The organism is Thermodesulfobacteriota bacterium (assembly GCA_035559815.1).
Lineage (GTDB): Bacteria > Desulfobacterota_D > UBA1144 > Nemesobacterales > CSP1-2 > DATMAT01.
This window is the reverse complement of record DATMAT010000063.1, coordinates 39,679-52,369: the sequence shown is the minus strand read 5'-3', so window position 1 is coordinate 52,369 and position 12,691 is coordinate 39,679. Positions and strand designations below refer to the sequence as shown.

The following is a 12,691-nucleotide window of genomic DNA, read 5'->3' as shown; positions in this document are numbered from 1 at the left end:
GAATAAATAGTCTTAGCCGAAAGGGTAGCTTACGCTTTGGGTTAAGGAGGATGGGGAGCTTATGAAGAGAAGCACGACCAGGCTTGTTTCTTCGTTTGCTTTTGTTCTTTCAGTTTCTTTTCTTACCCTAAATTTCCCAACTTCTTCATCACCTGCCGCTACCTATTACCATAAATACAAGGGTGGCGTTATCGTGTATACGAATATACCGCCTATCGAAAAGGGTTATAAACGCATAATCATAAAGCATGAGGATTATAACCCCAAAAGGAAAGGTCTTTTTGGCAGCTTCAAGTACTCAAAAGAGTACGATGACCATATCAATAAGACGGCGAATTGGCATGGGATAGACCCCTACCTGGTAAAAGCAATTATAAAGGTGGAATCGAATTTTAATGCCAAGGCCGTGTCTCCAAAGGGAGCTATGGGTGTCATGCAACTCATGCCCGAGACGGCCAGGAACCAGGGCGTAACTAACCCTTTTGACCCTTCTGAAAACATAATGGGGGGAGTGAGATACCTGAAGAAATTAATAGACATGTTTAACGGAAACATAAGCCTTGCCCTTGCCGGTTACAATGCCGGAGAGAATGCAGTGGTTAAGTACGGATACGCCATCCCTCCTTACAACGAAACCATGGATTATGTGGACAAGGTGCTAGTTCACTACAATAATCTTAAAAATAGCCTTATCGGGCAAGCCGATAACAAGGATGAAAAAGTGGACCAGAAGTATACAGTTAACAACATTGGACCGGGTATCAAGAAGAATTCCGAGCCAACAAAGGAAGAGAAGTTTTCTGCCGACGAGGCAAAAAAAGAAGATAAAAAACCTTCAACCGCCGATAATAACCTGGTAGCAGAGGCAGTGATAAGCGACGCTGCGGTTAAAACTGCACCGTCGGTCGTTCCGGCTGACTCCGCAACCGGCAGGTTTACCGTTCAAATAGCTTCCTTTCCGCAATTGGAAGAGGCTCAAAGGATGGAGCAGTCATTGAAGGCAAAATCACTTCCGGCATACATACAAAAAACCGATTTACCGGGCAAAGGGACCTGGTACAGGGTGAGGGTGGGAACATTTGCCACTCTTGAGCAGGCTAAGCTATACGGAGAATCCCTAAAAAGCGGTGAACTGGGAATAGAAGAGGTGCTGGTCACATCAAACCGATGATGGGGAAACTTTGCCCCAGGACTCAGGGTGAAGGTTTTTATTCCTCATTCCCAGCGGGTGCTGCATCCACTAGAAAAAAGTAATAAAACCGTTCACTCTTAGCGGGTCCACCGGTTAAACCGGGAGAAGAATGAACCCCTCAAAAATCATAATTCGTTTGCCGGCGAAGCAATCTCTTGTTCCGGGCAGGCTTGCTGTCAGCTTAATCTGAATATAAAGGAAAAGCTCGTTTATTACCAGATTCTCTTTTAATAATCTAAAACCCGGAAATTCGGTTACGGCCATGCTTTCGGCCTAACCCACATCGGAGTCGAGTTCTGATTAATATATTAGCTATACTTTATATATGATATATACAGTATTAAGTACCCTTCTGGATTCCAATCCCTCTTTGCATACTGCATATGCTATTTTCGGCTCATACTCACCTTGACTTTAGCATCAACTTTTGTTTATGTTATTTGAGAAGCCCTTTTGCAATTAGAGCACCACTTACCGTTTAATCTCAATTTGGAGGGAGTAGCAAAATGTCTAATATACCAGCAGAGTTTAAGCCAGAGATAAAAGAGGATAGATTCGTTTCCGGCATCACCGGAAGCCCAGATGAGCGAGTGGAAGTAGGTATTCTCTTCGTCGGCGCCGGGCCGGCCAGCCTTGCTGGTGCGATTCGGCTGGCGCAGCTCTTAGAGGAGGAGCCAGGGGTGATGGAGTCGCTCGGTGAAATCCCCATCGCCGTCCTGGAAAAGGGTAAGTATCCGGGAGCGCATCTGGTCTCCGGAGCCGTAGTCAACCCGGTGGCCTTCAGAAAGCTATTTCCCGACCTTCCCAAGTTTGAGTTTCCCTTCTTCGACCAAGTGACCAAAGAGGCGGTTTACTTTTTGACCGAGAGCAGTTATCTCCGCCTGCCCACCCCGCCCACCATGAATAATCACGGCAACTATGTGGCATCAATCAGCAAAATGACCCAGTGGTTGGCTCAGAAGGCGGAAGAGAAGGGGGTCATGATTTTCAACGAAATGGCCGGGGTGAAGGTGGTCGTAGAAGACGGGGTGGTGAAAGGCGTCCGTACCGACGATAAGGGCCTCGACCGTGATGGCAAGCCTATGGAGAATTATCAGCCAGGCTCTGATGTCCTGGCGAAGATTACCGTATTCGGCGAGGGCACTACCGGGCACCTCACCCAGGCGGCCATAAATTACTTCAATCTGAAGAGGCCGAATCCACAGATCTATGCACTCGGGGTAAAAGAGGTGTGGGAGGTGCCGAAGCCGCTTGATCGAGTCATTCATACCATGGGTTGGCCCCTTCGCGGAGCGAAAAAGTATAAGGAATTTGGAGGGAGTTTTATTTATCCCATGGGGCAGGATAGGGTTTCTATTGGCCTGGTAGTGGGCTTGGACTACGCTGATGCGTCTCTTTCGGTGCATGATCTTTTACAGGAATTGAAATTGCACCCCTTGATCAAGCGGATTTTAGAGGGTGGAAAGAGGTCGGAGAGCGGCTGGGGCGCCAAGACCATTCCGGAAGGAGGCTTTTATTCTCTTCCCGACCGTTTGCATGTACCGGGCGGGGTGTTTATAGGTGATTGCGCTGGGTTCGTCAATGTCCCTGCGCTAAAAGGAATTCATTATGCCATGTGGTCTGGGATCCTGGCGGCCGAGACCATATTTGCCGCTTTGAAGGAAGGCCGCGACCCGGCAGCACCTAAATCCTTGGTCAAGTACGACCAGGCAGTAAAAAACAGTTTTATATGGAAGGACCTTTATCGGGTGCGGAATATGAGACAGGCATTCCAATACGGCTTTGTACCCGGTTTCATACTCGCCGGGCTGATGACCGTTACCGGCGGTTTATTCCCCGGTTGGCGGTTTAAGTCCCATGCCGATAGCGAACAGCCTATGTTTCTGGGTGACCGGAAGTACCCAAAGCCGGATAATAGCTACACGTTTGATAAGCTGTCCAGCGTTTATGTCAGCGGCAACAGAAGCAGGGATAACCAGCCGAATCACATAATTTACAAAGCCGAGGTGCCGGAGGTGATTGGGGAAGCTTGGATTAACATGTGCCCAGCGCAGGTTTATGAATGGCATGAGGAGGGGGGACACAAGGTGATAAGAACCGACCCCACTAACTGCGTGCAATGTGGGGCGATAAACGCCAAGGGATTACGTCTGACCCCTCCTGAGGGCGGAAGCGGTCCTGAATATACGCAGACATGATAGCGGCGGAAAGGGCAAAACTGAGCATGTCCTAGCGGCCGTTTGACCCTCGTCGGACTGTAAGAGTTTCATCATCCCTTTAATTTTAGCCTCGCTTACGGTGTTTAAACTTAGAGGCCTTTACCGAAAATGCATCCCAAGCCTTTCTCTTCACTTTTTCTCGACTCGGGCGGCGGTTGGCTAAACGGCGAGGAAGAAGCCTTTATCCTATTCAAGAGCCCTTCCCTTTCCCTATTTACCATTGAGGGATCTACCACAGTTGTTTTGCCCGAGGGGCGGTTTAATACCAGCCGTAGTCCTCTTTCCCTCCTGGATGGTTACTTGGGCGAGGGGTACATCGCCGTGGGATATCTAGGCTATGAGTTTTCCAGGTTTACTGAAAATGGTCTTACGGTATCCCGCCAAAAAGAGGGGTACCGCTTCCCGGACACCTACTTTCTATTTTATAAGCAGGAGGACATGATTTCGGGCGAGATCAAGGACTTGATACCCCTTATTATCGAAACTCCTTCACAAAAACGCGTTGGTTTGGGTAGTAGAGACGCCCGGCTGGGCAGCCTGTACAGCAATATGACAAAGGATAAATATGTTGAGATGGTCTTGAGTGTGAAGGAGTACATCGCCAGCGGCGACGTTTATCAGGTCAACCTTTCCCAGCGGTTTACAACTCTACTTAATTTTAATTCTCCCCCTATTTCTTACTTACTTGACTTGTACAATGTGCAGCCCGTTCCCTTCGGTTGCTACATAGACTTTGGCTACTTTCTGCTTGTAAGCGGTTCTATGGAGCTATTTGTGAGAAAAATAGGGAGGAAAGTGGCTACAAAACCGATTAAAGGGACCAGGAAAAGGGCCTTTACGACCGAGGAGGACGCACTACTTCGGGCAGAACTACTCAGCAGTGATAAGGAAAGGGCAGAAAATCTGATGATAGTCGACCTGATGAGGAACGATTTGGGCAGGATATGCCAATACGGGACGGTCAAAGTGAGCGGCCTATTTCGGGTGGAGTCTTATTCCACGGTGCATCAGTTGGTATCGGAGGTGGAGGGACTCCTAAATGACGGAATCAAGACCGGCGATATAATAAACGCTACCTTTCCCCCTGGCTCGGTAACTGGGGCCCCTAAAAGGAGAGCCATGGAGGTCATAGATGAGCTCGAGCCGCACCTTAGAGGTCCTTACTGCGGTGCTCTAGGCATATTTATGCCGAATGGGGATTTTACCCTGAGCGTGGCTATAAGGATTTTAACAATAAGGGAATTAAACGGGTCAGATGTGCCGACTTCGCTCAGGATAAGCAGGGCCGATGAACCCGTCCTAAACAAAGCCGAAGGGACATTCTGGGTGGGAGGCGGTATTGTATGGGACTCAGACCCGGAAAAGGAATACCAGGAGACTTTAATTAAGGCCCGGGCTATAAATAAAGCCCTGGGAATAGAAGAATAGATGTTAATTGGGCCATTTCAACCCCAAATGTTACCCGGAATGGATGCGCAAAAATGTTGTCCCTATACAGCCAAGATCGAATTGCCTGCTTCTTTAAAACTGCTTATTACGGGCGAACACGGCAGCATAAGGCGATGAGTTCACCCAAGGTAGAGTCATGAAGGAATATATTTCTTTAAACGGAGAGCCTATACCAGACCGATTACCCATAAGATCTCTTTCTTATGGAGAAGGTGTATTTGAGACCTTCAGATTGAGGTCAAGCCTTCCGGTTCTATGGGATAGACACCTCTCTAGGATGGGTAGGGGTGCCGAGTTTTTGGGGATCCCCTTTCCAGGGCCTGAGCGCATAGAAAAACTGGTCGAAGACGCCGTTTCAGAGTCTGGGATCTCCGATGCTTATGTAAAAATATGCCTACTTTCTGGTGGAAGTACCCACTTTCATGAATATCCAGGGAATTCTTCACTTCTCATCGTTTTAAGGGAGTTTAGGCCTCCGAAAGCGCCGATTAAGGCCTTCGTTTCTACTTTTAGTCGTGGCTCTTCTTCGCCTATCGTGGGTATTAAGTCCCTGAATTACCTAGAGAACATAATTGCTAGGAGGGAGGCTATTAGACTCGGTTTTGACGAGGCTATATTCCTTAATGAAAGGGGAGAAATTAGCGAAGGATGCACGAGCAATATTTTTTGGTTAAAAGAGGGTGTACTTTTTACGCCGTCTTTGGAATGCGGGCTACTTCCAGGGGTTATTCGAGGCCTCGTCGTCGAGCTAGCGGCCGATCTCGGTATCGAAGTTGTGGAAGGAAGGTTTGATTTAACTAGTTTAATCTCGGCCCAAGTGGCATTTTTTTCTAATTCTTTGGTAGGGGTGATACCAGCCACACATATATATGGGATCGAGTTTATGCCCGAGTCAAAGGAATTTTTAGCTATCAGAAAGGCCCTTTGTGATAGACTCGAATGGCCATTAAAGATATGACTGGAGCTAGACCTTCGATCAGTTTTATTTGGGCTTATCTACCATTCTTACCGGTATAAAAGTTGTGGGAAATATGTGCACAAACCGAATTTTCTTGTGGATGAATTGTGGATAGTTTTGAGACCAAGAAAATGAATTTATCTAAGTATCATAAGACATTGAATTTTATTTTCCGTTATTGTCCATAGTCGTGTAAAATTTTATTCACAGCCTGTGAATGTTTCACGTGAAACATTAGCTAAGCCACTTATTTCCCGATACAGAATTTGCTGAATATCCTTCCCAGGACGTCCTCGGTTGTGGTTTCCCCGGTGATTTCACCCAGTGAATCTAGGGCGCTACGCAGGTCGATAGCCAGAAATTCGGGCGATTCGGAGCGGTCAAGGGCTTTCAGGAAAGAGAGCAGGCTTACCCTAGCTTTTTGAATCGCTACTTTATGTCTCTGCTCGGTCAAGACGATTTCCGCAGACTCGGAGCGGTTGTTTTTACCCAGGATAACCTCATGTATCTTGGTTTTGAGTTCTTCTATGCCCAGCCCGGACTTTGCCGAGGTCTTGACGATTAACTCTCGAGGATAGAATTTGGAAACGTCTTCCTCAGAAATTTGTGGCGGAAGGTCGGTTTTGTTTATAATCAGGATGGATTTTTTAAGGTCTAAGCATTTTATAACCTCGAGGTCGTCTCCGTCAAGGCCTAAGCTCCCATCTACTACCGCAATGACTAGTTCAGCCTCGCTGCCCTTTTTCTTTGCCAGCTCCACTCCTACCTTTTCCACCTCATCGGCAGTGGCTCTAAGTCCAGCGGTATCCACAAGCCTGAGAGGAATTCCTCTCACGTCCAGTGTTTCCTCTATAAAGTCTCTGGTGGTTCCGGGATGCGGGCTTACAATCGCCCTCTCTTTCATCAGTAGCCGGTTTAAAAGGCTTGATTTTCCCACATTTGGCTTTCCCAAGATGGCGGTATAAACCCCATATTTGAGTATCCTTCCCTCTTCATACGAAGCCAGTAGATTATCCATTTGGGCTATAAGGTCGGTGGTACGCTCTATCATCGTCGTTTTGATGATAGGGTCGATATCCTCCTCGGGGAAGTCCACCTGCGCCTCCACTTCGGCCAGTATGTCCAGAACGGTGTCTCTAAACCCCCAGATCCTTCTCGAAAGAACGCCCTCCATTTGCAACTCCGCCTGCTTCAAACTCTCTTCGGTTTGCGCATTTACTACATCGGAAACGGCCTCAGCTTGGGCCAAGTCCATTCTTCCGTTGAGGAAGGCTCTCAGGGTGAATTCGCCGGGGCTAGCCGGCCTCGCTCCATATCTGAATAGAAGCTCCAATACTTTTTTGGGGACCAGGTGGCCGCCGTGGGTATGTATCTCCGCTACATCCTCTCCGGTATAGGAGCGGGGAGACTTCATGAAGACAGATAAGACATTGTCGTAAACCCTTTCCGAGGCCGGGTCGATTACCCGGCCTCGGTATAGCCGGTGAGAGCTCATTTCAAATACACTTTTATTGTTTACCCTCTTAAATATCTTATTCAGGAGTTCTAGCGTGCGAGGACCGCTTATCCTGATAATGGCGATGCCACCTTCCCCGGGCGGCGTGGCTATCGCTGCTATTGTATCCTGATGGGGAAGCGAAATCCGAACCATATTTTCAATAATCTAACACATTCTCCCCGGGGGTGCTATTAAGGAGTACACCGCAGTGTTGACTAGTATAGCCTGGAGATAAAGGGCTCTATCAGCAGTCAGGGAACGGGTAAGGAATTATTATTGAACGGGGTTTTACTTTCAACTACCTGAAATTGAAAAAAGGACTATTTCCGGGTTAGAATTTGAAAACCGTAAAGATAAAAGATAAGGGGTTTGCCCGGGTGACGGAAAAACCACATTACCTACAGCATAGAAAACGGCTAAGGGAGCGGTTTCAGAAAACCGGGTCCGAGGGAATGCATGACTATGAGCTACTCGAGCTTCTTTTAACCTACGCTCTGCCTAGAAGGGATGTAAAACCCGTTGCCAAGAAGCTGGTAGAACGGTTTGGTGGTGTATCTGGTGTCTTGGATGCAAGCCAGAAGGACCTGGAACAGGTTTTCGGATTAGGCTCGATATCGGCGACCCTGATCAGGCTGGTCAAAGAGCTATGTACTGCATACCTGGCGGAAAGGATGAAGCAAAGGGACGCCCTTTCTTCTCCCAAACTGGTAGTAGACTTTGCTAGATTGAAACTTTCCGGCCTACCCCACGAGGCCTTCATGGTGGTTTATTTGAATGTAAAAAACGAGATTCTGGATCATGAAATCATAAATGAGGGGACTGTGGACAGCGTGGCTATCTACCCGCGGAGAATAATAGAATCCGCCCTATCCAATCATGCCACCGGGCTCATCCTGGTTCATAACCATCCCAGCGGCCACCCGGAGCCCTCGGAGGAAGACAAGAAAATTACACGGGACATCATCGAGGCGGCGCGCACCCTGGACATCCGGGTGTTAGACCATGTTGTCGTGGGGAAAGACGGTTATTTTAGCTTTTTGGAAAACCGGCTCTTGACGGGCTAAAGAATATATAACCGCAATATAGTATATACCTTATTGTACACATATGTATATTTTCTCCGCCTGTTATTTGATTTGTGGTTTATCTCACCTTTAAGCATGATAGAAAGAGCAGTTAACGCCTGGAACGCAGATCCTTCGGCTAGGCTCAGGACAGGCGTGCGTTCCCTACAAAATCTATAATTCACACAACAAAGACATAGCATAATACTCTTTCTTGTCGGATCGGGTTTTCAAACAGGCAAATATTTTCTTTCAGGCAGGTATTTGATAAAATGGATATAGTAGGGAGGGAAGATTCACTAGCGAAATAGAAAGAACAATGAAATCACCGATAGCTTTAATCTGCGCATGTAATTGTGACCAGTGTCCAGAGTGTAGCGGCAGAACCATAGAAACTTCAGCAGATTTTACCACCGGCAATTCTAAGCTTCATAAAAGGGCGCTTTTTCTCTCTTATTTCACCGTTGGGTACAATTTTCTGGAGGGGCTAGTGTCGGTTTTTGCCGGGGTGCTCTCTGGGAGTATTGCGCTTGTCGGATTTGGGCTTGATAGCTTCATCGAGTCACTTTCCGGCGGGGTTATGATATGGCGCTTCGGTAAGCATGGACATATTTCAGACGAGGAAGAAGAGAGAATAGAGAAAAAAGCAATAGGGCTCGTCGCATATACATTCTTTATTTTTGGGGCTTATGTCTTATACGAATCTATAAAGAAGCTTTATTACCAGGAACCCCCGGAGCCCAGCTTGTTAGGAATAATCATTGCCGTTGTGTCGATAATAGTTATGCCTATTTTGTTTTACCTCAAGTACAAAACGGGCAAATCAATCGGCAGCAGGAGCCTGGTCGTGGATTCAAAGCAGACCCTGGCCTGCGTGTTTTTATCATTCGCCCTCCTCTTAGGGCTCGGACTTAATTACCTATATGGCCTCTGGTGGGCAGACCCGGTTGTGGGGCTGGTTATTGTGGCTTACCTGGTAAGGGAAGGCTATGAGGCGCTTAGGGAAAGGAAACTGTGCAGTTGTTGACCTCAATCCAAGAGACGAAAAACCAAGCCGGAAAGTAACTTTGGGTGGAAATAGGTAGTCTTGTGAGGCATTTTTTCCCCGGCCATCGAGACATCGAATATGTCCAGCGGTGAAATATTGGGAAGTATGAATCCGAGTTTATACTCACCGCTCCTTACAAGGCTGACAACCTCTTCCGTCGATTTGGTGTATAGAATTTGAGCTTCCTCTTCTTTTAAAATCTCTCCGAACACCAGTTTATGAAGAAGCATGACCCCGAGGTTATCGTACGAAACGGAGAAAGAACTCTTTGAAGACACACGGAATACAAGGTCGTGGTCTTTTGTAACCACCGCGAATGCCCGATGGCCTATCTCAGATATTCCTTCAGCAAATGAAACCTTTTCCAGGTTAAACCGCTCATTTAACTTTTTAAGAAGCGATTCCACATCCAGAGAACCGAGATTCTTTACTACCCTGTGGGTGGGCTTAATTATGAGGCCTTCTCCTTCCGCACGGGATAGGTACATCAACACAAAATCATAGGCTTTATCACCGGAAGAATTTCCGTATTTTCTTCTCTGAATGTTTCTATATTCTAGTGCCGTCTCGTAGCGATGATGTCCGTCGGCTATGAGTAGGTTGCGATTTAACATCTGGTTCTTAATTTCGGCTATTAAATCGGGGTCGAAAACCCTCCACAGCCGGTTTTTCACCCCCTCTTTGTTGACAGCCTCGATTATCGGCCTTTTGGAAAGATTTTCTTCGATGGATTTTTCGACGGTGCCTTCAGGGTCGGAGTATATGGAAAATACCGGGCTCAGGTTTGCCTTGCAAGCTATAGTGAGCTTGAGCCTATCCTGCTTGTGCTTGGGAAAGGTTTGTTCGTGCGGGAGAATGCGTTTAGAAGAAAAGTCTTCGAGCCTGACCGCGGCGATGAAGCCCTTCCTGGTTACCATTTTTCCGTTCTCTTCGAATTCCTGATAATAGGGGTAAATGCAAGGTTCTCTATCCTGTATAAGTACTTCTTCCTCTATCCATCTTCTGAAGGTTTCGCTGGCTTCGGCATACTTCCGGTCATCTTCGCCCTTCCTGAGTATTAGGCGGATGACGTTGTAGGGGTCCTTCTCATAAAGCTCGCTCTGTTCCTCGGGACTTATGACATCGTAAGGCGGGGCAAGCACGGAGCCGAAGTCGTTTATTTTATCGGGGTTATAACGAACCCCCCGAAAGGCGTTTACCATTACCATTTGATAAAATTACCCAATTCCTCTTTGCTTATATCCCCTCCTCTTATGAGGAGTGGGGGGCTGGCAGTTAAATCTACTATTGTCGAACCCTTTGACGGGGGAAGCGTACCTGAATCTACTATAAGTTCAACCTTGCTTTTGAATGTCTCATGGATTTCTCTGAAATCGAAGAGGTTCTCATTCCCGCTTATGTTTGCGCTGGTTGAGGTTATAGGCTGGTCTATTAATTCGAACAGATTTTTAACAAATGGATGCCTGGATATCCTGACCGCTATTTTCCCCGTTCCGGCGGATATAAGGTTCGGCAACTTTCTCTTCTCCTTAAACACCAGGGTTAGCGGGCCGGGCAGAAATTTATCGATTAGTATCGATCCCTCATCGCTGACCTCGGCGAATTCGTCAAGCATTGTCTTATCCTTCACCAAAATCGGGATCGGTTTGCCCTCCGGCCTTCCCTTTATGTCGAATATCCTTTCCACCGCCTTTTCATTTTGAGCGAGCGCACCCATACCATATAGCGTTTCGGTGGGATATATGATGACCCCGCCCCTTTTGAGCACCGATGCTGCCTTTTCCGGTGTATCTTCCTTGATTATTTCAGTCAAAAATGGACATGACCTCTATCTTAACTTGATAATTATCGTCCCTTCCCCCTTGACGGGGTCGGGATGGGGGTGATTGAAGAGGTTTTCACCCTCCACTTTAGCCCGTGAGCTAACTTCAACACGTGAGATAAGTTTCACTATCTCATGTGTTTCATATCTCATGGGCTGAATACCCTCCCGTCAAGGGAGGGAAGATCTATGATAAAAAGAAGTTTTACTAAATAGCAAGTGTTGCGGAAACCTTCAGGTTCCATGCCTCTTACTTTTAAGAAATTATACCGAACTCTGGTTAATTATTATTGCTATACTTGATAAATTCTTTTCTCCCTCGAGATATCAGGCTTTGTAGAGACGCAAAATTTTGCGTCTCTACCTTCCCTGTCTCGGTGAGGATTTGCTGACAAGCTCTTCGATCAGCTCCATCTGAATTTGCTGAATCTCCAGTAACCGGTGCCATTGGTGTGTGAGCAACAAATCGAGTTTGGCGTTTAAATGGCGAATTTCCAGTTCCGCTTTCAGGTTGACTTGGTAATCGTGCTCAGCACGCAAACGGTCCCTTGCCTCCTGCCTGTTCTGGCTCATCATGATTATCGGGGCCTGGATAGCGGCAAGGCAGGAGAGGACAAGGTTAAGCAGTATAAAAGGGTAGGGGTCGAAGGCATTTCCAATAAGCGCGGCAGAGTTGATTGCCACCCATATTGCCAGAATAATGGCAAAGATAATTATGAAGCGCCAGCTTCCCCCGAATTCGGCAACTTTATCTGCTACCTTTTCCCCGAAGGTCAGCTCACGGTCGAATACAATATTAATATTTTTGGACAGCAATTCGTGCTCTTTTAAGCTGGTTACTACCCCTTCTTCCAGGGCGGATAACTCCCCCTTTTCCTCTTCGAGGACGTCTTCGACGTATTCGGTCCTGAAGTGATTGAGGTCGGGAAGACATATAAACCCGTCAGAAGACCATTCTGGGTATTTTTTCCGAATGAGCTCGACGATGTGCGAGCGCACCAGCTCCGCCGGCAAAACCTCGCTTATCTTTTTTTGTTCCTTACAGATCTGACAGACCACCGTTTCTTGTTTCTCTGCAGTCATGTTCTAATCCTCTCCTGTATGCGGCTACAAGCGGTCGATAAATTTTTAATTATTTAAAAATGGAATTTCAAGGAAACCTGCTATTTTCTTCAAGGCAAAGTTCGACGACTTCTTCAATTCGTGGATAAAGTTCTTCAAGGGTTTTGGCTTGAGTGTAGCAGCTCTTCAATGAGGGAACTGTAGCTACGAAGTATCCATCTTCATCCTGCTCAATTAGAACTGTTAACCTAAGTTGCTTCTTTTTCCTCATTTTACTTTACTCCCTAACCTCTTAAAATTTCTTGCACCTGATTCGCGTTTAATAAAACGGGTTCATATCTCAATACTCTTCAATGAAGCTTATCATATCTGTCCGAAA

At 46.9% G+C, this 12,691-nt stretch carries 13 protein-coding genes; 6 read left to right on the top strand and 7 right to left on the bottom strand.

Annotated features, from left to right (window positions below):
• The first annotated feature begins 61 nt into the window (after positions 1-61).
• Positions 62-1,171 (top strand): lytic transglycosylase domain-containing protein, encoded by a 1,110-nt coding sequence (locus VNN20_15335; protein ID HWP93565.1) that lies wholly within the window; start codon positions 62-64, stop codon positions 1,169-1,171.
• Positions 1,172-1,285: 114 nt separating this feature from the next.
• On the opposite strand, the gene VNN20_15330 is transcribed toward VNN20_15335, so the two are convergent.
• Positions 1,286-1,456, bottom strand: a complete 171-nt coding sequence (locus tag VNN20_15330; protein HWP93564.1) for a hypothetical protein — start codon at positions 1,454-1,456, stop codon at positions 1,286-1,288.
• A gap of 242 nt (positions 1,457-1,698) precedes the next feature.
• On the opposite strand from VNN20_15330, the gene VNN20_15325 reads away from it, so the two are divergent.
• The 3 genes from VNN20_15325 to VNN20_15315 all read left to right on the top strand — a co-directional run bounded on the left by VNN20_15325 (position 1,699) and on the right by VNN20_15315 (position 5,818).
• A complete protein-coding gene (locus VNN20_15325) occupies positions 1,699-3,390 on the top strand; it encodes an electron-transfer flavoprotein:ubiquinone oxidoreductase (protein HWP93563.1) in 1,692 nt (563 codons plus the stop codon).
• 129 nt (positions 3,391-3,519) lie between these two features.
• Entirely contained in the window at positions 3,520-4,839 is a 1,320-nt protein-coding gene (locus tag VNN20_15320) for an anthranilate synthase component I family protein (protein ID HWP93562.1), read from the top strand.
• A 157-nt stretch (positions 4,840-4,996) separates the two neighbouring features.
• Positions 4,997-5,818, top strand: coding sequence for an aminotransferase class IV (locus VNN20_15315; protein ID HWP93561.1), 822 nt, complete (start codon positions 4,997-4,999; stop codon positions 5,816-5,818).
• 247 nt (positions 5,819-6,065) lie between these two features.
• Here VNN20_15315 and mnmE read toward each other — a convergent pair whose 3' ends face one another.
• Complete coding sequence (mnmE, locus tag VNN20_15310; GenBank protein HWP93560.1) at positions 6,066-7,469, bottom strand: tRNA uridine-5-carboxymethylaminomethyl(34) synthesis GTPase MnmE; 1,404 nt, start codon at positions 7,467-7,469, stop codon at positions 6,066-6,068.
• Between the two features lie 185 nt (positions 7,470-7,654).
• On the opposite strand from mnmE, the gene radC reads away from it, so the two are divergent.
• Together radC and VNN20_15300 are read left to right on the top strand one after the other, a co-directional pair.
• Positions 7,655-8,380 (top strand): DNA repair protein RadC, encoded by a 726-nt coding sequence (gene radC / locus VNN20_15305; protein HWP93559.1) that lies wholly within the window; start codon positions 7,655-7,657, stop codon positions 8,378-8,380.
• 319 nt (positions 8,381-8,699) lie between these two features.
• A complete protein-coding gene (locus VNN20_15300; GenBank protein HWP93558.1) occupies positions 8,700-9,407 on the top strand; it encodes a cation transporter in 708 nt (235 codons plus the stop codon).
• Positions 9,408-9,409: 2 nt separating this feature from the next.
• Here VNN20_15300 and VNN20_15295 read toward each other — a convergent pair whose 3' ends face one another.
• From VNN20_15295 to VNN20_15275, 5 genes are all read right to left on the bottom strand, one after another.
• Entirely contained in the window at positions 9,410-10,636 is a 1,227-nt protein-coding gene (locus VNN20_15295; GenBank protein HWP93557.1) for a DUF1015 domain-containing protein, read from the bottom strand.
• Complete coding sequence (locus VNN20_15290; protein ID HWP93556.1) at positions 10,630-11,241, bottom strand: L-threonylcarbamoyladenylate synthase; 612 nt, start codon at positions 11,239-11,241, stop codon at positions 10,630-10,632. Before VNN20_15290 ends, VNN20_15295 begins: the two co-directional genes overlap by 7 nt.
• Before the next feature lie 15 nt (positions 11,242-11,256).
• A complete protein-coding gene (locus VNN20_15285) occupies positions 11,257-11,403 on the bottom strand; it encodes a hypothetical protein (GenBank protein HWP93555.1) in 147 nt (48 codons plus the stop codon).
• A gap of 207 nt (positions 11,404-11,610) precedes the next feature.
• The gene (locus tag VNN20_15280; GenBank protein ID HWP93554.1) at positions 11,611-12,333 is read right to left on the bottom strand and encodes a DUF1003 domain-containing protein; all 723 of its coding nucleotides are present in this window, start codon (positions 12,331-12,333) and stop codon (positions 11,611-11,613) included.
• A 67-nt stretch (positions 12,334-12,400) separates the two neighbouring features.
• Positions 12,401-12,583 (bottom strand): type II toxin-antitoxin system HicB family antitoxin, encoded by a 183-nt coding sequence (locus VNN20_15275; protein HWP93553.1) that lies wholly within the window; start codon positions 12,581-12,583, stop codon positions 12,401-12,403.
• Positions 12,584-12,691: the final 108 nt, after the last annotated feature.

Excerpts from the sequence above, each read along its gene's own strand:
- VNN20_15335 (HWP93565.1), top strand. The coding sequence starts at position 62 with ATGAAGAGAAGCACGACCAGGCTTGTTTCTTCGTTTGCTTTTGTTCTT.
- VNN20_15330 (HWP93564.1), bottom strand. The coding sequence starts at position 1,456 with ATGGCCGTAACCGAATTTCCGGGTTTTAGATTATTAAAAGAGAATCTG.
- VNN20_15325 (HWP93563.1), top strand. The coding sequence starts at position 1,699 with ATGTCTAATATACCAGCAGAGTTTAAGCCAGAGATAAAAGAGGATAGA.
- VNN20_15320 (HWP93562.1), top strand. The coding sequence starts at position 3,520 with ATGCATCCCAAGCCTTTCTCTTCACTTTTTCTCGACTCGGGCGGCGGT.
- VNN20_15315 (HWP93561.1), top strand. The coding sequence starts at position 4,997 with ATGAAGGAATATATTTCTTTAAACGGAGAGCCTATACCAGACCGATTA.
- mnmE (HWP93560.1), bottom strand. The coding sequence starts at position 7,469 with ATGGTTCGGATTTCGCTTCCCCATCAGGATACAATAGCAGCGATAGCC.
- VNN20_15300 (HWP93558.1), top strand. The coding sequence starts at position 8,700 with ATGAAATCACCGATAGCTTTAATCTGCGCATGTAATTGTGACCAGTGT.
- VNN20_15295 (HWP93557.1), bottom strand. The coding sequence starts at position 10,636 with ATGGTAATGGTAAACGCCTTTCGGGGGGTTCGTTATAACCCCGATAAA.
- VNN20_15285 (HWP93555.1), bottom strand. The coding sequence starts at position 11,403 with ATGAGATATGAAACACATGAGATAGTGAAACTTATCTCACGTGTTGAA.
- VNN20_15280 (HWP93554.1), bottom strand. The coding sequence starts at position 12,333 with ATGACTGCAGAGAAACAAGAAACGGTGGTCTGTCAGATCTGTAAGGAA.
- VNN20_15275 (HWP93553.1), bottom strand. The coding sequence starts at position 12,583 with ATGAGGAAAAAGAAGCAACTTAGGTTAACAGTTCTAATTGAGCAGGAT.